This window comes from Streptomyces sp. NPDC054872 (genome assembly GCF_053610705.1).
On the sequence record NZ_JBSGYY010000014.1, the window covers coordinates 70,784 to 89,602 of the forward strand.

The 18,819-nt window shown below is 70.8% G+C and carries 23 protein-coding genes; 14 read left to right on the forward strand and 9 right to left on the reverse strand.

From position 1 onward, the window contains the following. The first annotated feature begins 25 nt into the window (after positions 1-25). Positions 26-1,033 carry a Ppx/GppA phosphatase family protein gene (locus ACWGIH_RS19050; protein WP_453447930.1) on the forward strand — a complete coding sequence of 336 codons (1,008 nt, stop codon included), beginning with the start codon at positions 26-28 and terminating at the stop codon, positions 1,031-1,033. A gap of 90 nt (positions 1,034-1,123) precedes the next feature. Here ACWGIH_RS19050 and ACWGIH_RS19055 read toward each other — a convergent pair whose 3' ends face one another. Continuing rightward, positions 1,124-1,552, reverse strand: coding sequence for an ANTAR domain-containing protein (locus ACWGIH_RS19055; protein ID WP_453447928.1), 429 nt, complete (start codon positions 1,550-1,552; stop codon positions 1,124-1,126). A 132-nt stretch (positions 1,553-1,684) separates the two neighbouring features. Between ACWGIH_RS19055 and ACWGIH_RS19060 the strand changes: the two genes are divergently transcribed. Next, entirely contained in the window at positions 1,685-2,056 is a 372-nt protein-coding gene (locus tag ACWGIH_RS19060) for a helix-turn-helix transcriptional regulator (protein WP_453447926.1), read from the forward strand. Positions 2,057-2,131: 75 nt separating this feature from the next. Continuing rightward, positions 2,132-2,419, forward strand: a complete 288-nt coding sequence (locus ACWGIH_RS19065; protein WP_453447924.1) for a type II toxin-antitoxin system Phd/YefM family antitoxin — start codon at positions 2,132-2,134, stop codon at positions 2,417-2,419. A 189-nt stretch (positions 2,420-2,608) separates the two neighbouring features. On the opposite strand, the gene ACWGIH_RS19070 is transcribed toward ACWGIH_RS19065, so the two are convergent. Beyond that, positions 2,609-3,622 carry an ABC transporter permease gene (locus tag ACWGIH_RS19070; RefSeq protein WP_453447923.1) on the reverse strand — a complete coding sequence of 338 codons (1,014 nt, stop codon included), beginning with the start codon at positions 3,620-3,622 and terminating at the stop codon, positions 2,609-2,611. 119 nt (positions 3,623-3,741) lie between these two features. Between ACWGIH_RS19070 and ACWGIH_RS19075 the strand changes: the two genes are divergently transcribed. From ACWGIH_RS19075 to ACWGIH_RS19120, 10 genes are all read left to right on the forward strand, one after another. Further along, the gene (locus ACWGIH_RS19075; RefSeq protein WP_453447921.1) at positions 3,742-4,362 is read left to right on the forward strand and encodes a TetR/AcrR family transcriptional regulator; all 621 of its coding nucleotides are present in this window, start codon (positions 3,742-3,744) and stop codon (positions 4,360-4,362) included. A gap of 284 nt (positions 4,363-4,646) precedes the next feature. Continuing rightward, positions 4,647-4,949 (forward strand): urease subunit gamma, encoded by a 303-nt coding sequence (locus ACWGIH_RS19080; protein ID WP_361831764.1) that lies wholly within the window; start codon positions 4,647-4,649, stop codon positions 4,947-4,949. Positions 4,950-4,981: 32 nt separating this feature from the next. Then, positions 4,982-5,293, forward strand: a complete 312-nt coding sequence (locus ACWGIH_RS19085; RefSeq protein WP_363207850.1) for an urease subunit beta — start codon at positions 4,982-4,984, stop codon at positions 5,291-5,293. After that, a complete protein-coding gene (locus ACWGIH_RS19090) occupies positions 5,286-7,007 on the forward strand; it encodes an urease subunit alpha (protein WP_453447920.1) in 1,722 nt (573 codons plus the stop codon). Before ACWGIH_RS19085 ends, ACWGIH_RS19090 begins: the two co-directional genes overlap by 8 nt. A 45-nt stretch (positions 7,008-7,052) precedes the next feature. Continuing rightward, on the forward strand, positions 7,053-7,727 hold the full coding sequence (locus tag ACWGIH_RS19095) for an urease accessory protein UreF (protein ID WP_453447919.1): 675 nt from the start codon (positions 7,053-7,055) through the stop codon (positions 7,725-7,727). Between the two features lie 79 nt (positions 7,728-7,806). Then, entirely contained in the window at positions 7,807-8,490 is a 684-nt protein-coding gene (gene ureG, locus ACWGIH_RS19100; RefSeq protein ID WP_453447917.1) for an urease accessory protein UreG, read from the forward strand. After that, positions 8,487-9,260 (forward strand): urease accessory protein UreD, encoded by a 774-nt coding sequence (locus ACWGIH_RS19105; RefSeq protein ID WP_453447915.1) that lies wholly within the window; start codon positions 8,487-8,489, stop codon positions 9,258-9,260. Before ureG ends, ACWGIH_RS19105 begins: the two co-directional genes overlap by 4 nt. 107 nt (positions 9,261-9,367) lie before the next feature. Then, positions 9,368-9,616, forward strand: coding sequence for a hypothetical protein (locus ACWGIH_RS19110; protein WP_453447914.1), 249 nt, complete (start codon positions 9,368-9,370; stop codon positions 9,614-9,616). A 432-nt stretch (positions 9,617-10,048) separates the two neighbouring features. Continuing rightward, positions 10,049-10,342, forward strand: a complete 294-nt coding sequence (locus ACWGIH_RS19115; RefSeq protein ID WP_453447913.1) for a hypothetical protein — start codon at positions 10,049-10,051, stop codon at positions 10,340-10,342. 165 nt (positions 10,343-10,507) lie between these two features. Then, positions 10,508-12,112 carry an alpha/beta hydrolase gene (locus ACWGIH_RS19120; protein ID WP_453447911.1) on the forward strand — a complete coding sequence of 535 codons (1,605 nt, stop codon included), beginning with the start codon at positions 10,508-10,510 and terminating at the stop codon, positions 12,110-12,112. 80 nt (positions 12,113-12,192) lie between these two features. Here ACWGIH_RS19120 and ACWGIH_RS19125 read toward each other — a convergent pair whose 3' ends face one another. Both ACWGIH_RS19125 and ACWGIH_RS19130 read right to left on the reverse strand, forming a co-directional pair. Then, positions 12,193-12,687, reverse strand: coding sequence for a YbaK/EbsC family protein (locus tag ACWGIH_RS19125; protein ID WP_453447909.1), 495 nt, complete (start codon positions 12,685-12,687; stop codon positions 12,193-12,195). Between the two features lie 23 nt (positions 12,688-12,710). Beyond that, complete coding sequence (locus ACWGIH_RS19130; protein ID WP_453447908.1) at positions 12,711-13,439, reverse strand: lysophospholipid acyltransferase family protein; 729 nt, start codon at positions 13,437-13,439, stop codon at positions 12,711-12,713. Positions 13,440-13,725: 286 nt separating this feature from the next. Here ACWGIH_RS19130 and ACWGIH_RS19135 point away from each other — a divergent pair, with 286 nt between their 5' ends. Further along, the gene (locus tag ACWGIH_RS19135) at positions 13,726-14,145 is read left to right on the forward strand and encodes an SSI family serine proteinase inhibitor (protein WP_453447907.1); all 420 of its coding nucleotides are present in this window, start codon (positions 13,726-13,728) and stop codon (positions 14,143-14,145) included. 64 nt (positions 14,146-14,209) lie between these two features. Here ACWGIH_RS19135 and ACWGIH_RS19140 read toward each other — a convergent pair whose 3' ends face one another. The 5 genes from ACWGIH_RS19140 to ACWGIH_RS19160 all read right to left on the reverse strand — a co-directional run bounded on the left by ACWGIH_RS19140 (position 14,210) and on the right by ACWGIH_RS19160 (position 18,698). Then, positions 14,210-14,371 (reverse strand): hypothetical protein, encoded by a 162-nt coding sequence (locus ACWGIH_RS19140; protein ID WP_190078913.1) that lies wholly within the window; start codon positions 14,369-14,371, stop codon positions 14,210-14,212. Between the two features lie 84 nt (positions 14,372-14,455). Continuing rightward, positions 14,456-15,406 (reverse strand): cytochrome c oxidase assembly protein, encoded by a 951-nt coding sequence (locus ACWGIH_RS19145; protein WP_453447905.1) that lies wholly within the window; start codon positions 15,404-15,406, stop codon positions 14,456-14,458. A gap of 115 nt (positions 15,407-15,521) precedes the next feature. Continuing rightward, positions 15,522-16,547, reverse strand: a complete 1,026-nt coding sequence (locus ACWGIH_RS19150; protein WP_453447903.1) for a 6-phosphofructokinase — start codon at positions 16,545-16,547, stop codon at positions 15,522-15,524. A gap of 143 nt (positions 16,548-16,690) precedes the next feature. Further along, complete coding sequence (locus tag ACWGIH_RS19155; RefSeq protein WP_160509220.1) at positions 16,691-17,419, reverse strand: type 1 glutamine amidotransferase; 729 nt, start codon at positions 17,417-17,419, stop codon at positions 16,691-16,693. Positions 17,420-17,459: 40 nt separating this feature from the next. After that, complete coding sequence (locus ACWGIH_RS19160) at positions 17,460-18,698, reverse strand: MurT ligase domain-containing protein (RefSeq protein ID WP_344519320.1); 1,239 nt, start codon at positions 18,696-18,698, stop codon at positions 17,460-17,462. Positions 18,699-18,819: the final 121 nt, after the last annotated feature.

Genomic DNA, 18,819 nt, shown 5'->3' on the forward strand with positions numbered 1-18,819 from the left:
GGACCTGCTGGGTACTCAGAGTCACATGCGGATGAGTGTGATGGATGTGGGTTCGAATGCGGTCCGGCTGGTCGTCGTGGACGCGGAGGGCGGTGTGCCCTTGCCGGTACACACCGCCAAATGGAAGGTGAGACTCTCCGAGGACGTCGGTCCGAGCGGGGTGATCCCGGAGGAGTCGGTGGGGCAGCTCGTCAGAGCGGTCACCGAGGCGGCGGGTACCGCGAGGAGATGGGGCGCGGCGGAGCCCCTGGCCTTCGCGACGACGGTGGTACGCGGCGCGCCCAACCGTCTTGAGGTGTTGCGGGAGATACGTGAGGAGACGGGCGTACCGCTGTGCACGCTGCCCGGCGAGGTGGAGGCCGAACTCACCTTCCTCGGTGCCCGGCGGTGGATGGGCTGGCGGGCCGGGCCGCTCGCCATGTTCGACATCGGCGGCGGCTCGCTGGAGGTGGCCTTCGGGCGCGGCCGGCTCCCGGACTACGTCGCCTCGCTGCCCCTCGGCGCCCGTCGGCTGACCCGGGAGTTCTTCGACGGAGAGGACCCGCCGACCGAGCAGAGCGTGAAGGCGCTGCGGCGCAAGGTGCGGCACCAGCTGCGGGACGTCGCCGCACGCATCCGCTGGGAGGGGCCGCGCACCGCGGTGGCGACATCGCGGACGTTCCAGCAGTTGGCGCGGCTCGGTGGCGCCGCCCCCGGTCGGCACGGGCCGTTCATGGCACGGCAGTTGAGCCGGGCGGACCTGCGCACCTGCCGGGACCGCCTCGCCGCGCTGCCGGCGGCCGAACGCGCCGCGCTGCCGGGGGTGTCGGCGCCGCGGGCCGCGCAGAGCCTGGCCGGGGCGATCGTGGGCCACACGGCGATGAAGCTGACGGGCGTCAAGACGGTCACCCTCTGCCCTTGGGCCATCCGCGAGGGCGTGCTGCTGCGCCATATGGAGGACGGCGGTGCGTGGTGGGCCGAAGTCAGCCAGAGCGAGGTCGCCGCGCCCGCCGCCCGGTCGGTGCCGCTGCGGATCGCGGCGCTGCAGAACTGAGGCAGGCCCGTGCTCCGGCCTTGAGCTTCCCGCGCCGCCCCGTGCTCCGGCCCGGCCTCGTCCGGCTTCCCGAAAGCGGCCGGACGTGGCTCACCCCTTGTCGGCGCCGAGTGCCGTCCGCGTCGCCGGTGCCGCCTGGAGTCGGGTGATCGTCGTGGCCAGTTGGCGTCGGAACGGCTTCGGGATCCTGCCTTCCGTGACGGCGCCGACCAGTTCGTCGGCCACGAGGTGCAGCTTGGTGTTCGTGTTCTGGGAGATCGAGACCAGCACGCCCCAAGCGTCATCGGGGCTCAGGCCGAACGAGGCCATCAGGACTCCGCGGGCCATGTCGATGGCGGGCCTCGTCTCCATGGCCCGCCGCAGCTGGACGAGTTCGACCCGTGGGTCCTGCTCCACGTCCGCGTCCGCGACGGACGCCAGGTCATCCGGTATGGACCCCAGGCCGTCCGGCAGGGAGACCAGGTCCTCCGTGATTACCGGCCCCTCCGCGAGCCGTGCGGTCAGTACACGTTCTGTCATGGCGGCCACTCCGTAGACGTCCGGCGTCATCACCTCGTCCAGCGTCGGACCGAGAAGGCTTACCCGTCAAGTGATACAGGAAATGTTGTTCGCCCTTTTGAATGCGTGAATCAAACGCCCTATCTTGTAGGGATGGGAGCAGTACCTGAATCACACAGCGGTTGGACCTTCCTCACCAACCACGCCCGTGTGCTGGCCGCGATCGCCGATGATCCCGAGACCCGCATCCGTGACATCGCCGCTCGCTGCCGGCTCACCGAGCGCGCCGTGCAGAAGATCGTCTCTGATCTGGAGGAGGGCGGATACCTCTCGCACACGCGGCAAGGCCGTTCCAACACGTATCGCATCGAAGCGGGAACCATTCTGCGCCACCCCGCCGAATCGGGGCTCGCCGTGGCGGAGCTGCTCACGCTCCTGGCCCAGCACGATGTCGACCACGGTGACGGCCCCCGGCAGTTGGAGTCGTCGCCACCGCATGCGCGCGACCCGGAGCCTGACTCGTGATGTGCGGGCTGACCTGCGGCGCATCCGCCCCTCGCGGGCCGGATGGCGGCACCGGACGCCGGTAGGCTGGGGAACATGGCCTACGAGATTCCGGTGACGCAAGCCCGTGCAGAGCTCGCCGACCTGATCAACCGCGTCGTGTACGGCGGTGAGCGGGTGGTCGTCACCCGTCATGGCAAGCCACTCGTCGCCCTCGTCTCCGCCGCCGACCTGGAGCGGCTCGAGGCGTTGCCCGAGCCGGCGGACGAGGAGCAGGTGGTCAGCTCCGTCTCGTCGTTGCGCCCGACGCCGTCCTCGTCCGGCGCGGGGGAGCGGCGGCGTTTCGGCATCGCGGCCGAGCACCGGGGCCCCAACGCGACGTGACCGGCAGGCGGTTGCGCCCAGGAACCGCAGGAATGGCCGTACGCCCCCGTCCGCTACAGCGGGGGCGTACGGCTGTCTGAGTGTCCTGGCTGAGTGTCCTGTCCGTGCGTTCTGTGTGTTCTGCCCGTGTGTTCTGTCCGAGCGTGCGGCCGGAAGCGCTGCCAGGTGTACGCCGGGTCCGCTGTCGGGTCAGGAGACCGGCACCGCTTCCGTCGCCGCAGGCGCCTCGTCGCGCGCCGCGGCAGTGGGACGGCGTCGGAGCGCGCCGAGCAGCACGGCCGTCAGGCCGAGCAGGGCCCAGACGGCGAGGGTGACGAGCGGGCCCGTGACGCGCGCCCCGTCGAAGAAGGACACCGAGCGCAGCAAGGTGCCTCCCGCGCCCGGCGGCAGCAACTGGCCGAGGAACCCGACCGGTTCGGGCAGCAGGTGCGGCGCTGACGTCACCCCGGAGAACGGGTTGCCGAGCAGCACCATGGTCAGCGCGCCGACCCCGATCCCCGCCGGGCCGAAGAGCGCGGCGCAGCCCGCTACCGCGGCGCCCACCGCGAGCGTCGAGAGCCCCAACACCCCGGCTTCGGCCCACCAGTTGCCCGTCAGGACGCCCAGCCAGCTGTGCGTCACGGCGGCTGCGACCACGCCGACCGCCCCGGCGGCCACTACCAGGGTGACCGCCGCGCGGATGCCGCGCAGGCCCAGCATCGTCACCGTCGCACCCGCCGCGACCCCCGCGATGGCCAGCGGCAGGATGCTCGCGCCGAGGGCGGCACCCCGCGGGTCGGCCGCGGGTGCCGCCACCACATCGGTGGTCCGCACCTCGGTGCCCTCGGGGGCCTGACCGGCCACCGCCTGCTCCAGGAGCTGGGCGACCACCGGACCTGCCGCCGTCGCGGTCAGCAGCTTCATGCCCTGGGGGGTGACGACGACCGCCCCGTACACGGTCCGGTCCTCGATGGCATCGCGGGCCGCGGACTCGTCGGCGTACTGATGAACCTCGAAGGCGCCCTCCCGGTCGGCCAGTTGTGCCTTGAGCGGAGCCGTCGCCGTGGCGGGTCCCGCGACGCCGAGGGGCAGATCACGCGGGGCGGTCCTGGTGGCGGGCCAGGCGAAGGCCCACAGGGCGAGGGCGACGACGGCGGAGACCAGGACGGCCACCGCCACCATGCGGCGGCCCTGGGGAGGGGAGGTGGCGACGGGCGTGGACATGGGCTGGGCTCCTTCAAGGATCGAAGTAAAGAGAAGGATCGTTCGTTTTACGTGATGCCCTCACTGTGCTGCCGGGTGTGGCGCTTGTCAAGAATGAATGTTCGTTTTAGTTTGGCGGCATGGCCCGCGTATCCCAGGAGCACCTAGACGCACGCCGCCGCCAGATTCTGGACGGCGCCGCCCTCTGCTTCGCCCGCAACGGTTTCCACGCCACCTCGATGCAGGACGTACTCAAGGAGGTCGGCCTCTCGGCCGGAGCGGTCTACCGCTACTTCCGGGGCAAGGAGGAGCTGATCGGGGCGATCGTCGGCGAGGTCCTCGAATGGATCCAGGCGACCTTCGAGGCGGCGGCCGAGGAGACCCCGCCGCCACCGCCGGACGAGCTGGTCGGCCGCGCGCTGACCCAGGTGCTCGGCCGGAAGACGGGCGCCCACGAGGGGGAGGTCTCGTTCTTCCCGCGGCTGATCGTCCAGGTGTGGGCGGAGACCCTGCGCAACGAAGAGCTCGCGGCCGTGATGAAGCAGGGGTACGCCAAGGTGCGGGTCGCCTGGGTGAAGATCGTCGAGGGGTATCAGGCGGCGGGCATGATGCGCGGCGACATTCCGGCCGACCACGTCGCGCGGGTCATGATCGCCACGGCGCAGGGATTCGCCGCCCAGCTCGCGCTCTTCGACGAGGTGCCGGTCGAGGCGCTCCAGGACGGTCTGCGCGGCCTGATGAGCATGGGTCAGCCCAGCTGATGAGTGTGGGCCGGCTGATGAGGGCGGGTCGGCCGACTGGTGAGCGGGGGCGGCCCGGCTGACGGGTATGGGTCTGCCCAGCTGATGGTCATGGAGCGGTCAAGCGCTGGTTAACCTCGTTGAAACTCCTCCCAACTAGCCTGCGATCCCACGCCACCAGGGGTTTTCGTAACCGGGGTGCGCAAGATCAAGCGCACTGTCTGTGTGTTACATCTATATCCGTCGCGGTGGCCGCGGCAGCCGGACCCCGCACGGTCCGGAGCGAGGACTGTGAGGTGGGACGCGTGCAACTGACCCCGCACGAGCAGGAGAGACTGCTCATCCATGTGGCCGCGGACGTGGCCGAGAAGCGAAGGGCGCGGGGGCTGCTGCTCAACCACCCCGAGGCGATCGCGCTCATCACGTCCCACATCCTCGAAGGTGCCCGGGACGGCCGCACCGTCTCCGAACTCATGTCGTCGGGGCGCAAGGTGCTCACTCGCGACGACGTCATGAGCGGTATCCCCGAGATGATCCACGACGTCCAGGTCGAGGCCACCTTCCCGGACGGCACCAAGCTCGTCACCGTCCACGACCCGATCGTCTGACGGGGGCCGGCCGCATGAGTCCCACGCATCCCGTGATCCCCGGCGAGATCCTCTTCGCCGACGAGCCCGTCGCCTACAACGAGGGCCGCGAGGTCACCGCCCTCACCGTCCTCAACGCCGCCGACCGCCCCGTCCAGGTCGGCTCCCACTACCACTTCGCCGAGGCCAACCCCGGTCTCGACTTCGACCGCGGTGCCGCCCGCGGCAAGCGGCTCAACATCGCCGCCGGGACCGCCGTGCGCTTCGAGCCCGGCATCCCCGTCGACGTCGAACTCGTCCCCCTGGCCGGTCTGCGCGTCGTGCCCGGGCTGCGCGGCGAGACCGGAGGTCCCCTCGATGCCTGAACTGTCCCGCCCCGCGTACGCCGACCTGTTCGGACCCACCACGGGCGACCGGATCCGGCTCGCCGACACCGATCTCCTCGTCGAGATCGAGGAGGACCGCTCCGGCGGCCCCGGACGCTCCGGCGACGAGGCCGTGTTCGGCGGCGGCAAAGTCATCCGTGAGTCGATGGGGCAGTCGCGCACCACGCGCGCCGAAGGCGCCCCCGACACGGTCATCACCGGCGCCGTGGTCATCGATCACTGGGGCGTCGTCAAGGCCGACATCGGCATACGCGACGGCCGCATCACCGGCATCGGCAAGTCCGGCAACCCGGACACGATGGACGGCGTGCACCCCGATCTCGTGATCGGCCCGGAGACCGAGGTCATCTCCGGCAACGGCAAGATCCTCACCGCCGGAGGCATCGACACCCACATCCACTTCATCTCGCCGACCATCGTCGACGAGGCACTCGCCTCCGGGGTCACCACCCTCATCGGCGGCGGCACCGGGCCCGCCGAGGGCAGCAAGGCGACCACGATCACGCCCGGCTCCTGGCACCTGGCCCGGATGTTCGCCGCGATGGACGCCAGCCCCGTCAACATCGGCTTCCTCGGCAAGGGCAACACCGTCTCCGCCGATTCCATGCACGCCCAACTGCGGGCCGGAGCCGTCAGTTTCAAGATCCACGAGGACTGGGGCGCGACCCCCGCCACCATCGACGCCTGCCTGAACGTCTGTGAGGACACCGGCGCCCAGCTCGCCGTCCACACCGACACCCTGAACGAAGCGGGCTTCATCGACGCCACCTTCGCCGCCGTCGCGGGCCGCACCCTGCACGCCTTCCACGTCGAGGGCGCGGGCGGCGGGCACGCCCCCGACATGATCACGGCGGTGTCGCTGCCGAACATGCTGCCCAGCTCCACCAACCCGACCCGGCCGCACACCGTCAACACCGTCGAGGAACACCTCGACATGCTGATGGTCTGTCACCACCTCAACCCGGCGGTTCCCGAGGACCTCGCCTTCGCCGAGTCGCGGATCCGGCCCACGACCATCGGGGCCGAGGACATCCTGCACGACATCGGCGCCATCTCGATCATGTCGTCGGACTCGCAGGCCATGGGGCGCATCGGCGAGGTCGTCATGCGGACCTGGCAGACCGCGCACGTGATGAAGCGGCGGCGCGGCTTCCTGCCGGGGGACACCCGCGCCGACAACCGGCGCGCGCGGCGCTATGTCGCCAAGTACACGATCAACGCGGCGGTCGCCCAGGGCGTCGACCACGAGATCGGCTCGGTGGAGAGCGGCAAGCTCGCCGACCTGGTGCTGTGGGACCCGAAGTTCTTCGGCGTCAAGCCCCAGCTGGTCATCAAGGGCGGCCAGATCGCGTACGCGCAGATGGGCGACGCCAACGCCTCCATCCCCACCCCGCAGCCGGTCCTGCCACGGCCCATGTTCGGTGCGCACGGCAAGGCGCCGGGGCTCAACTCCCTCAACTTCGTCACGCAGTCGGCGCTGGACGACGGGCTGCCGGAACGGCTCGGTGTGGCCAAGGAGTTCACCGCGATCCGCTCCACGCGCGGACGCTCCAAGGCGGACATGCGCGAGAACGACGCCCTGCCGAGGGTGGAGGTCGCACCCGACAGCTTCGCCGTCACCATCGACGGTGAGCTCGTCGAGCCGTCGCCCGCCGCCGAACTGCCGCTCGCGCAGCGGTACTTCCTCTTCTGATGGCGGCTCTTGTGATGGCGGCCCTTGTGATGACGGTCGACCGCGATGTCTAGAGCCGCGCTACTCGTCCTGGCCGACGGCCGGTTCCCCGCCGGAGGGCACGCCCACTCCGGCGGAGCCGAGGAGGCCGTCAAGGCGGGACGCATCACCGGGGCCGCGAACCTGGAGCGGTTCTGCCGGGGGCGGCTGCACACGGCGGGGCTCGTGTCCGCGGCGCTCGCGGCGGCCGCGGCGCTCGGGATCGATCCGCTCGACCTGGACGAGGCCGCCGACGCGCGGACACCGTCGGCCGCGCTGCGCGGTGCCGGTCGGCGGCTCGGGCGGCAGATGATGCGGGCCGCGCGCGCCGCGTGGCCCGACCCCTCGCTCGACCGATTGGCCGCCGCCCGGCCCAAGGGGGCCCACCAGCCCGTCGTCCTCGGCCTTGCCGCACGGGCGGCGGGGCTCGGGGCGGAGGACGCCGCGTACTGCTCCGCGTACGAATGCGTCAGCGGACCCGCGACGGCGACCGTGCGGCTGCTGAGCCTGGACCCCTTCGACGCGACGGGGGTGCTTGCCCGTCTCGCGCCCGAGCTCGATCTCGTCGCGCGGGCCGCGGCCGAGGCCGCGCGGCGCGCCGTGACCGAAGGGGTCGACGCGCTGCCCGCGGCGTCCGCGCCGCTGCTCGAGGTCGGGGCGGAGGCCCACGCGGCCTGGCCCGCGCGGCTGTTCGCGTCGTAGCGGGCCGCACCGCCGGGCGCTCGCCCCGGAGCCCCGCCGCACGGGGCGAAACGAACTGCTGAAGCATAGGAGTAGCACCATGCATCTCGACCACTCCCACGACGAGTCCACCGCCGTGAGCGCCGACGCGCACCGCCCCGACGGGCGCCGCCGAGCCCTGCGGATCGGGCTCGGCGGGCCCGTCGGGTCCGGCAAGACCGCCACCGTGGCCGCGCTCTGCAAGGAGCTGCGGGCCGAGCTGTCCCTCGCCGTGGTGACGAACGACATCTACACCCGCGAGGACGCCGAGTTCCTGCTGCGCGAGGCCGTGCTCCCGCCCGAGCGGATCACCGCCGTGGAGACCGGCGCGTGCCCGCACACCGCGATCCGCGACGACATCTCCGCCAACCTGGAGGCCGTCGAGGACCTGGAGGACGAGGTGGGGCCGCTGGACCTGATCCTCGTCGAGTCCGGCGGCGACAATCTCACCGCGACCTTCTCCAAGGGGCTCGTCGACGCGCAGATCTTCGTCATCGACGTCGCGGGCGGCGACGACATCCCGCGCAAGGGCGGCCCCGGCGTCAGCACCGCCGACCTCCTGGTCGTCAACAAGACCGACCTCGCCCCGCACGTCGGCTCCGACCTCGCCCGCATGGCCGCGGACGCCAAGGCCCAGCGCGCCGAACTGCCCGTCGTCTTCCAGTCGTTGAGGTCGGACGAGGGCGTCGGCCCCGTCGCCGCCTGGGTTCGTGCCCAGTACGCGGCATGGACCGCGTCCGCATGAGCGTGGACGCCGTCGTGGCATCGGGGGTGCGCGGCACCGCCCGCATCACCGCGCGGGGCGACGGACGGGGCGGCACCGCCCTGCCCGTGCTCGACGGCGAGGGGCCCATCGTCCCGCGCCGCACCCGGGCCGCCGGAGCGGGCGCCCACGTCACCCTCGTCGGGGCGATGAGCGGCCCTCTCGGGGGCGACCACCTCACCGTCGAGGCCGCCGCCCACGACGGAGCCCGGCTGCGCGTGGGCTCGGCCGCCGCCACGCTCGCGCTGCCCGGGCAGTCGAAGGAGGCGGCGCGCTACGACGTGCGGCTCACGGTGGGCGAGGACGCGGAACTGCTGTGGCTGCCCGAGCAGTTGATCTCCGTACGCGACAGCGACCTGCGGGTGACCACACGGGCCGAGCTCGCCGCCAGCGCGCGCCTCGTGCTGCGGGAGGAGCAGGTGCTCGGCCGGACCGGCGAGGAAGCGGGCCGCCTCACCAGCCGCCTCACCGTGCGCCGGGCGGGGCGCCTCCTCCTGGACCAGGAGCTCTCCTGCGGTCCGGGCGCACCCGGCGGCTGGGACGGCCCCGCCGTCCTCGCGGACCACCGCGCGATCGGCCAGCTCGTGGTCGTACGACCGGAATTCGACCAGCACAGACCCGGCCCCGCCCTGCTGGGCGAAGCGGCATCCCTCACTCCCCTCGCCGGCCCCGCCGTACTCGTCACAGCCGTCGCACCCGACGCCCTGCTGGTACGCCGCACCCTGGACGAGGCACTGCGCACACTCACCTGAGTTCCCTGCGCCAGGCCAGTTGGCCAAGCGCTCCCTGTCGGGTTATCCGGTGACCTTCCGGGGAAAGATGTCGCGTGCATGCCGGGGAGAGTCGGAGGGGGCTACTCATGAGCGGTACTACACCGTCGCGTGACGACAGGAAAGAGCCGCAGCAGGTGCCCGAGCGGGGCTCAGGCCGTTTCAGCGACGGCCCTCCCGATCCCCTCGCCTCGATGCTGGCCAAGGTCGACAAAGGGGAACACATTTCGACCCCTGGAGACCACGCGGGCGGCGACGAGCGCGACCCCGATGATGAGTTGCATCGGGAATATGATCACAACGGCCGCTTCGCGCAGGGGCGTAAACGGAAGAACTGACGCACGGCGTCCCTGTCTGCGGCAACTTGTATGGGGGAGACGTGAGTGATCTCAGGGTCGTTCGGTGGAAGCGGCACGGTCACGATCGGCTCTATGTGAACCTCCCTGACGGCTCCGCCGTCGCATGGGCCGACTGCCGGACGGGCAAGGTCACGATCCTGGCCGAGCCGTATCGGCATGAGGCCCTCGGGTTGTTACGTCCGCTACTCACGCGACCTTCGCCCACGTTGAGGTCGACCGCCGCCGCGAAGCCCGAACCGCGTAGAACGCCACGGCCGCAAGCCGTTCCGGAACTTCCTCCGCTGACGCCGCCGGACGATCTCGCCTCGAACCGGCCGGGGGAGAGCCTCAGACGCTTGCTTGCCGAGAAGGGGCCAAGCCCCGCGCAGCGGGTGCTGTCGTGGCTGTAAGGCTGTATGGATCGGCGATGAGATGGCCAAGGTCAGTCACGGTCGGCCGCAGCCGTACGCACACAAGAGCAAGGCGGAGGCTGCGCGAGTCCAGGCGGTGCTGGAGCGGTACGCCGACATCCCGTTTCAGGTGCAGCCGGTCATCGTGTTCGTCGGCGTGACGGAACTGACCAAGGCGGCCACGCAGTTCACCGTCCGCGTGTACCGCGAGCGGGAGGTGTCCGTGCTCGGTCCGCTCCGCGGGGTGCTCGATGCCGGGCAGATCGACGCGTTGTACGCGGTCGCACGGCACCGGCGCGCGTGGCTGGCCGCCTGAGGGACGGCGACGCCTCACCAGGACAAACCGCTCACCGGTTCCAGCGGCCCGGTTATCGGATTGGTAAAGAAACACCGGCTGCGTCTGTCGCACTGAACCCGAAGACCGACAGGATCCTCCTACTGTTCGAAAATCGACAGGGAAATCGACAGGGGGAGGAACCAGTTGAGACGCACCACAGCATTCGGCGCAGCCGGCACGCTGATCACGGGCTCGCTCATAGCGGGCGCGATCATGGCGCCGGTCGCCAATGCCGAGGCCCGTCAGGGCAGCGGCAGCGCTGACGCCCGCCAGCGGACCAGTTCCGAGGCGCGCGGTGTCGCGCTCGCCGCGCAGCGTGCCGCCAAGGCCGGCATCGACTGGCAGGCATGCCCTGCTGACTGGGGTCTGGAGAAGGCCGTCACGTGCGGCTGGGTGACCGTTCCGGTCGATTACGCCAAGCCCAACGGCAAGAAGATCAAGCTCGCCGTGGACCACATCGGCAACACCGGGACGAAGAAGGAGCGCCAGGGCGCGCTCGTCTACAACCCCGGCGGCCCCGGCGGTTCCGGGCTCCGCTTCCCCAACCGCGTGGCCACCAAGGCCAAGCTCTGGGAGAAGACGGCCAAGGCCTACGACTTCGTGGGCTTCGACCCGCGCGGTGTCGGGCACTCGGCGCCCATCTCCTGCGTGGACCCGCAGGAGTTCGTCAAGGCCCCCAAGCTCGACCCGGTGCCGGACTCCGAGGCGGACAAGCGCGCCCAGCGCAAGCTCGCCGCCGAGTACGCGGACGGCTGCGCCGAACGCAGCGGCGACATGCTGCCGCACATGACGACACCGAACACCGCACGCGACCTGGACGTCATCCGGGCCGCGCTCGGCGAGAAGAAGCTGAACTTCCTCGGCGTCTCCTACGGCACCTACCTCGGCGCGGTCTACGGAACGCTCTTCCCGACGCACGTGCGCCGCATGGTCGTCGACTCCGTGGTCAACCCGTCGAAGAAGAAGATCTGGTACGAGGCCAACCTCGACCAGGACATCGCCTTCGAGGTCCGCCTCAAGGACTGGATGACGTGGGTCGCCAAGTACGACGCCACCTTCCACCTCGGGGACACCGCGGACAAGGTCGCCAAGAACTGGGACAAGCTGCGTGCCGCCGCGAAGAAGGAGCCGCTGGGCGGAGTCGTCGGCCCCGCCGAGCTCGTCTCCTACTTCCAGAGCGCGCCGTACTACGACTCCGCGTGGGTCGGGATCGCGACGAACTTCAGCAAGTACGTCGCCGGTGACGCCAAGCCGCTGATCGAGGCAGCCAGCCCCGACCTGTCGGACACCGCGGGCAACATCGCGTCGGAGAACGGCAACGCCGTCTACACCGCCGTCGAGTGCGCGGACGCCAAGTGGCCCACCAGCTGGAAGAAGTGGGACCGGGACAACACCCGCATCCACCGCGACAACCCGTTCATGACGTGGGCCAACGCCTGGATGAACCTGCCCTGCGCGACCTGGTCGAGCAAGCAGCACGAGCCCGTCGAGGTCAAGACCGGCAAGGGTCTGCCGCCCGTGCTCATCGCGCAGGCGACGCGTGACGCGGCAACCCCGTACGGGGGCGCCGTCGAGCTGCACAAGCGGTTCAAGGGCTCGCGTCTGATCACGGAGAAGGACGCCGGCTCGCACGGCATCACGAACCTGGTCAACCCGTGCCTCAACGACCGTGTCGACACCTACCTGCTGACCGGCAAGGTGGACAGCAAGGACGTGACGTGCGCACCGCACGCCACGCCCAAGCCGTGACGGTCCGCCGCTAGGCGAACGACAGACAGCTGAGCGAGGGGCGGCCGGGGAGACCCGGCCGCCCCTTCGCCGTGCGGCCGCTAGGCCGCCTGCTGCGCGATCTCCGCCCTGCGCGGTTCGGCGACCGCCTCGTAGTCCGCGGTCCGCAGCGCCAGCGAGCGGTCGAGGCGCGCCGCGTTGAAGAACAGCTCGTCATGGGCGAGCAGCGCCGGGTCCACGACCAGTTCGAGCTCGGGGTCGAAGGAGAACGGCAGGATCGTGCCGCTCACGCTGCCCGCGAGCCGCTCGGCCGCTTCCTGCGTCGCGAAGCCCGCGTACGTCCCGCCCAGGAGCTGCTTGACGGCGTTCAGGTCGACACGCCGGTCGCCGGGCACCACGGCGAGCACGTACCGCTTCGTCTTCTTGCCGATCTTCACCATCACCACGATGCACTTGGCGGCCTGCTGCAGCGTGTTGCCCCGCAGCGCGCTCACCGCCTCCGTGGCGCCCTCGGCCTCGTGCTCGATGACGCGGTACGCCGCGCCCCGCTCGTCGAGCAGCCCGATCAGCTTGGTGTAGAGGGTGTGTTCGCTCATGGGCACGACCGTACGTCACCCCATCAACTCAGCGGCATGCGGGGGAACTTCCGCCTGCTCGCGGCGGCGGCACGCTCGGCTTCCTCGGCCTTGACGACCGCGGCGTACTTGTCGACGTACTCCTGTCCGGAGAGCCCGAGGATGGCGTACATGATCTCGTCCGTGACGGCGCGCAGGACCGCCTTCTCGTTCTCCATGCCCGCGTAGCGCGAGAAGTCCAGCGGGGCGCCGAAGCGGATGGCCACACTCCGGAAGTTCGGCACCTTCTGACCCGGCGGCTGCGCCTCGAACGTGCCGATCATCGCGCAGGGGATCACCGGCACCTGCGCCTTGAGCGCCATCGCCGCGACGCCGACCTTGCCCTTGTAGAGACGCCCGTCGTGCGAGCGGGTGCCCTCCGGATAGATGCCGAGCAGCTCACCCTTGCGCAGCACCCCGAGGCCCTCGCGGATCGCGGCCTGGCCCGCCTCCTTGCCGGAGCGGTCCACCGGGATCTGCCCCGCGCTGCGGAAGAACGCGGCCGTCAGACGGCCCCTGATGCCGGGGCCCGTGAAGTACTCGGCCTTGGCGAGGAAGGTGATCCGCCGCTTGATGATGGCGGGCATCAGAAAGTGGTCCGAGAACGAGAGGTGGTTGCCCGCCACGATCGCCGCACCCGACTCCGGTACATGCTCGAGCCCCTCGATGCGCGGCCGGAACATGAGCCGCAGCAGCGGCCCCAGGACGACGTACTTGAGCAGGTAGTAGAACACCCGTTGCTCCTTGACGTAGATGGACCGGCCTGGGTGCTGCGTCGTCGCAGGTCACGGGTCCTCGCGCAGCGGTCAGTTTAAGTGCGCCGCCGCGACGGGAGAAGGGAGCGAAGCCCGGCGGCCTCGGTCCCTTCGCGCGACGGCACGGCCGGCCGGTGGCACGCCCGTCCGGACCGTGCTCCGCACACGTCCGGGTGAGCGTCCGGCGTGTCGGCCGCGCGGCCGCCGGGTGCGGGGGTGGCCTGGCCTCTCTCCGACGCAGTACGTCACCGTCACAGGAGGTCCCATGAGGTCTCGTCCCACGTCCCGCCTGCGCCCGGCCGCCGCCACCGCCGCCGCGCTGGTCTCCCTCGCCGTGGCCGCGCCCGCCCACGCGGCAGGCGAAACGGCCCCCGAGCGGTCGAGCGGCGTCTTCCTCACCGTCACGGGGCAGGACAACGCCTGGGTGCGCGGGGTACTGCTCGACTGCGTGACCCAGCGGCCCGCACATCATCCGCACGCGGCCGCGGCCTGCGCGGCGATCGACAAGGCGGGCGGCGACTTCGACGCGCTGCCGATGACGAAGTCGGGGATCTGCACCAAGCAGTACGCCCCGGTCACCGTGAGCGCGACCGGGCTGCACCGGGGAAAGCCGGTCAGCTGGAACAAGACGTACGGCAACGCCTGCGAGATGGGGTACTCGACGGGCGCCGTCTTCCGCTTCTGACGGCGTCGGCCGACAGTCCGCCCCGGGCGCCGCCCCGCACCTTTCCTCGGCTGTGCGCGGCGCCTCAGGGGGTGCTGCGCGAGAGCACCATCGCCAGCGTGAGCATCCCGATGACGACCCAGCCGAACCACAGCCAGCCGTTGCTCCCCAGCGCGACCGTGTACGCGGTCACCGCGACCAAGCCTCCGATGGTGAATACACCCATCGTCTTCGTAGAATCAGGCATCGTCCTGCCTCCTCCCGGCAGCCCGGCGTATCGACGCCAAGACCGCGGCCTGAGACCATCCTCGCCTGCGAAGACCCTTTGCCGCTAGCGCCCGCGCGCGGCCAGTGAGGCGAGATAGGCGTTGTACGCCTCTAGCTCCTTGTCACCGTCACGGTCGGCGGCCCGGTCCGTACGCCGCGCCTGGCGCTGTTCGGAGCGGTACCACTGGAAGAGCAGCGCCAGCAGCACGAGGACCGACGGCACCTCGCTGAACGCCCAGGCGATGCCTCCGGCAGCCGTCTGATCAGCGAGCGCGTCGATGCCGAGCGAGGACGGCGGGTTCTTGTAGGTGCCGACCATCGGCTCGGAGGCCATCATCAGGGCGATGCCGAAGAACGCGTGGAACGGCATGCCCGCGAACAGCTCCAGCATCCGCATGATGTATCCGGGCCGGTGCGGACCCGGGTCCACGCCCATGATCGGCCAGAAGAAGACCAGGCCGACCGCGAGGAAGTGCACCATCATCCCGATGTGGCCCACCTTGGACCCCATCAGGGTGTCGAAGAGCGGCGTGAAGTACAGCGCGTACAGGCTCGCGATGAACAGCGGGATCGTGAACGCGGGGTGCGTGATGATCCGCATGTAGCGGCTCTGCAGGATCCAGAGCAGCCATTCGCGCGGGCCCTTGCTGCCGCGGGCCGCGACCGGCAGCGCGCGCAGGGCGAGGGTGATCGGTGCGCCCATCAGGATCAGGATCGGCGAGAGCATGCTGATGATCATGTGCTGCACCATGTGCACGCTGAACATGACCATGCCGTAGTCGTTCAGCTTGGTGCACATCACGAGCAGGATGGTCAGCACGCCCACCACGAAGGAAATGGTGCGCCCGACCGGCCACTTGTCACCGCGCCGTACGAGCCGGACCACACCCAAGGCGTAGAGCGCGAGCGCCACCAGGCAGCCGATGAGGAAGAAGGGGTCGGCCGAGAGCTCGAGCCCGCGCCCCAGCGTGAACGGCGGCAGATCCATGTTCATGCCGTGCCCGCTGTGATCCATCCACTGGCTCCTGATTCGTGCGGTTGTGCGCTGTGTGTCCGCACCAGACTAGAACGACCCCCGGACGCCGACGCGTCCGGGGGCCGTTCCTCGAGCCGTGAAACAGAGCCTGTCCCTAGAGGACGCACTCCGCCTCGGCGTAGCGCTCGTCCGGCACCGTCTTCAGGGTCTCGACGGCCTCGGCGAGCGGGACCATCGTGATGTCCGTGCCGCGCAGCGCCGTCATCCTGCCGAACTCGCCGCGGTGCACGGCCTCCACCGCGTGCCAGCCGAAGCGGGTGGCGAGGACACGGTCGTACGCGGTCGGGGTGCCGCCGCGCTGGACGTGCCCGAGGATCACCGGGCGCGCCTCCTTGCCCAGACGCTGCTCCAGTTCGATGGAGAGCTGGCGGGCGATGCCGGCGAACCGCTCGTGGCCGTACATGTCCTTGATGCCCTCGTCGAACTTCATCGAGCCCTCGCGCGGCTTGGCGCCTTCGGCGGCCACGACGATCGCGAACTTCTTGCCCGCGGAGAAGCGTTCGCCGACCTTCGCCGCCAGTTCCTCGATGTCGAAGGGGCGCTCCGGCACGACGATCGCGTGCGCGCCGGCCGCCATGCCCGAGTGCAGCGCGATCCAGCCGGTGTGCCGGCCCATGACCTCGACGATCAGGACCCGCTGGTGCGACTCCGCGGTCGTCTTGAGACGGTCCAGGGCCTCGGTCGCGACACCGACCGCGGTGTCGAAGCCGAACGTCACGTCGGTGACCGCGATGTCGTTGTCGATCGTCTTGGGCACCCCGACGATCGGCAGACCGGCGTCCGACAGGAGCCGGGCCGCCTTCAGCGTGCCTTCGCCGCCGATCGGGATGACCGCGTCGAGGCCCAGGTCGGCGAGGTGGCCCTTGGCCCGCTCGACGCCGTCGCGCAGATGCGCGGGCTGGACACGGGAGGAGCCGAGAATCGTTCCGCCACGCGCCAGGATGCCGCCCACCGCGTCCAGGTCGAGCTTGCGGTAGTCGCATTCGAGCAGACCACGCCAGCCGTCGTGGAAGCCGATGACCTCGTCGCCGTGGTCGACGACGGCGCGGTGCACGACCGAACGGATGACGGCGTTCAGACCGGGGCAGTCGCCGCCGGAGGTGAGGACACCAATGCGCATAGCCCGGGAAACCTTTGCAACGTGGGCCGAAGTCCGGACCACGTCGTCCGGCTGGAACCCCGCCACCCTATAGGCGAGAGGGGGCGGGGCAGCACCGGGCGTCCGACTGCTGGACTCGGCCGCTCACCTGTGCGGCCGGGGCTTCAGGCGGGCTGCTGCGCCGCGTTCATGCGCTCGGCGCGCAACGCCTCGTACCAGCGGTCGTCCGTCGGCGGCAGCGCGTTCACGTCGAGGGCCAGCTTCAGGAGCAGGTCCGCGATCAGCGGGTTGCGGGCCAGGACGGGACCGTGCATGTACGTGCCGAAGACGGTGCCGTTGTACGCGCCCTCGGTGCCGTCGCCCGTGCCGTTGCCCCGGCCGAGCGTGACGCGGGCGAGCGGCCGCGCGGACGGGCCGATGTGCGTGATGCCCTGGTGGTTCTCGAAGCCGGTCAGCGGGGGCAGGCCCAGCTGCGGGTCGATGTCGCCGAGGACGTCGCCGACGCAGCGGTCGCCCTCGCCGCGGGTGGAGATCACGTCGAGCAGGCCGAGGCCCGGCTCGCGCTGGCCGAGGTCGTTGATGAACTCCTGGCCCAGGATCTGGTAGCCCGCGCACACCGAGAAGACGATCGCGCCGTTGCCCACGGCCCGCTGCAGGCCGCCGTCGCGGCGCAGCCGCTCGGCCGCCAGTCGCTGCGGGCGGTCCTCGCCGCCGCCGATCAGGTAGATGTCGCCGGAGGTGGGCACCGGCTGGTCGCTGCGTACGTCGTAACGCTCGACCTGGAGGCCGCGCTGGTGGGCGCGGCGCTCCACGACCAGGGCGTTGCCCTGGTCTCCGTACGTGCTGAGCAGGTCGGGGTAGACCCACACCAGCCGCAGGCTGTTGTCGCTCATGCTCATTCGTCCCTACGAGGGTCTAGAGGGTCCGGTGGGGTCAGTTGCCGACGCGGCGGCGCAGGTCCTGGAACGCGGTGTAGTTCGCGATCGTCTCGATGCGTCCGGGCGGCGCCAGCTGCACGGCCTCGTCGAGGGACTCGCAGACCCGGAAGTCCAGGCCGGCGACCTCGAGACGCACGGCGAGGTCCAGCTTGCGGTCGCCGAGCACGAAGATCGGGTGACCGGCAAGACGGGTGTAGTCGACGTCCCACAGCCAGGAGGTGTCGGTGCCGTCGGCGCCCCGGGCGTTCACGGAGAGCACCACCGGGGTGGGCGGCGGGTCGATCAGCGAAAACGTTTCGAGCCAGCCCGCCGGGTTCTTCGCGAGGAGCAGGCGCAGGTCACGGCCCTGGAACTGCACGACGTCATAGCGTCCGGCGACGGCCTGCACCTGGTACATGCGCTCCAGGGCGACCTGCGGCGGCACGCCGAAGACGGCGGCGACGGCGGCCGACGTGGTGGCGTTCGCCTTGTTCGCCCGGCCCGGCAGCTGCAGATGGATCGGCCAGGCGGAGCCGTGCGGGTCGAGGACGTGGTCGCCGGAGAGCACCCAGCTGGGCGCGGGGCGGCGGAAGCCGCACTCGCCGCAGAACCAGTCGTCACCGGGGCGCTGCATCACACCACCGCAGGAGGGGCACGACCAGGCGTCGTCCTTCCACTCCTGTCCCGCGGCCACCCAGACCACGTTCGGGGACGAGGACGCGGCCCAGACGACCAGCGGGTCGTCCGCGTTCGCGATCACGACGGCCTTGGAACCGGCCAGGCCCTCGCGCCAGTTCTCGGCCATCATGCGGGTCTCGGCGGCGCGGTCCAGCTGGTCGCGCGAGAGGTTGAGCAGCGCGATCGCCTTCGGTTCCACGTCGCGGGCGACACCGGCGAGATACTTCTCGTCGACCTCGATCACGCCGAACCGGGCGTCCGAGCCGCCCGCGAGGGCCGAGGTGATCCCGGCCGGCATGTTCGCGCCCAGCGCGTTCGACACCACGGGCCCGCTGGCGCGCAGCGCCTCCGCGAGCAGCCGGGTCGTGGTCGTCTTGCCGTTCGTGGCGGAGACGAGCACCACGTCCAGGTGCGTGGCGAGACGCCCGAGCAGGTCGGGGTCGAGTTTGAGTGAAACGCGGCCGCCGATCACCGATCCGCTGCCGCGGCCCGCCGCGCGCGACACCGCCGCGGCCGCCTTGCCCGCCGTCACGGCCAGCTTGGCCCGCGGCGACAGCGGGTCCGTGTTGCCTGCCATCAGTTCTGGATCCTCCTTGCTTACGGCGCCGCGTCTGCCCCCGGCAACGCGATGAACCTCAGCCTATCGAGATCCACTGTCGAGCCCGAACCGCGGCACCACCCCGACCCCGGGGTTCACC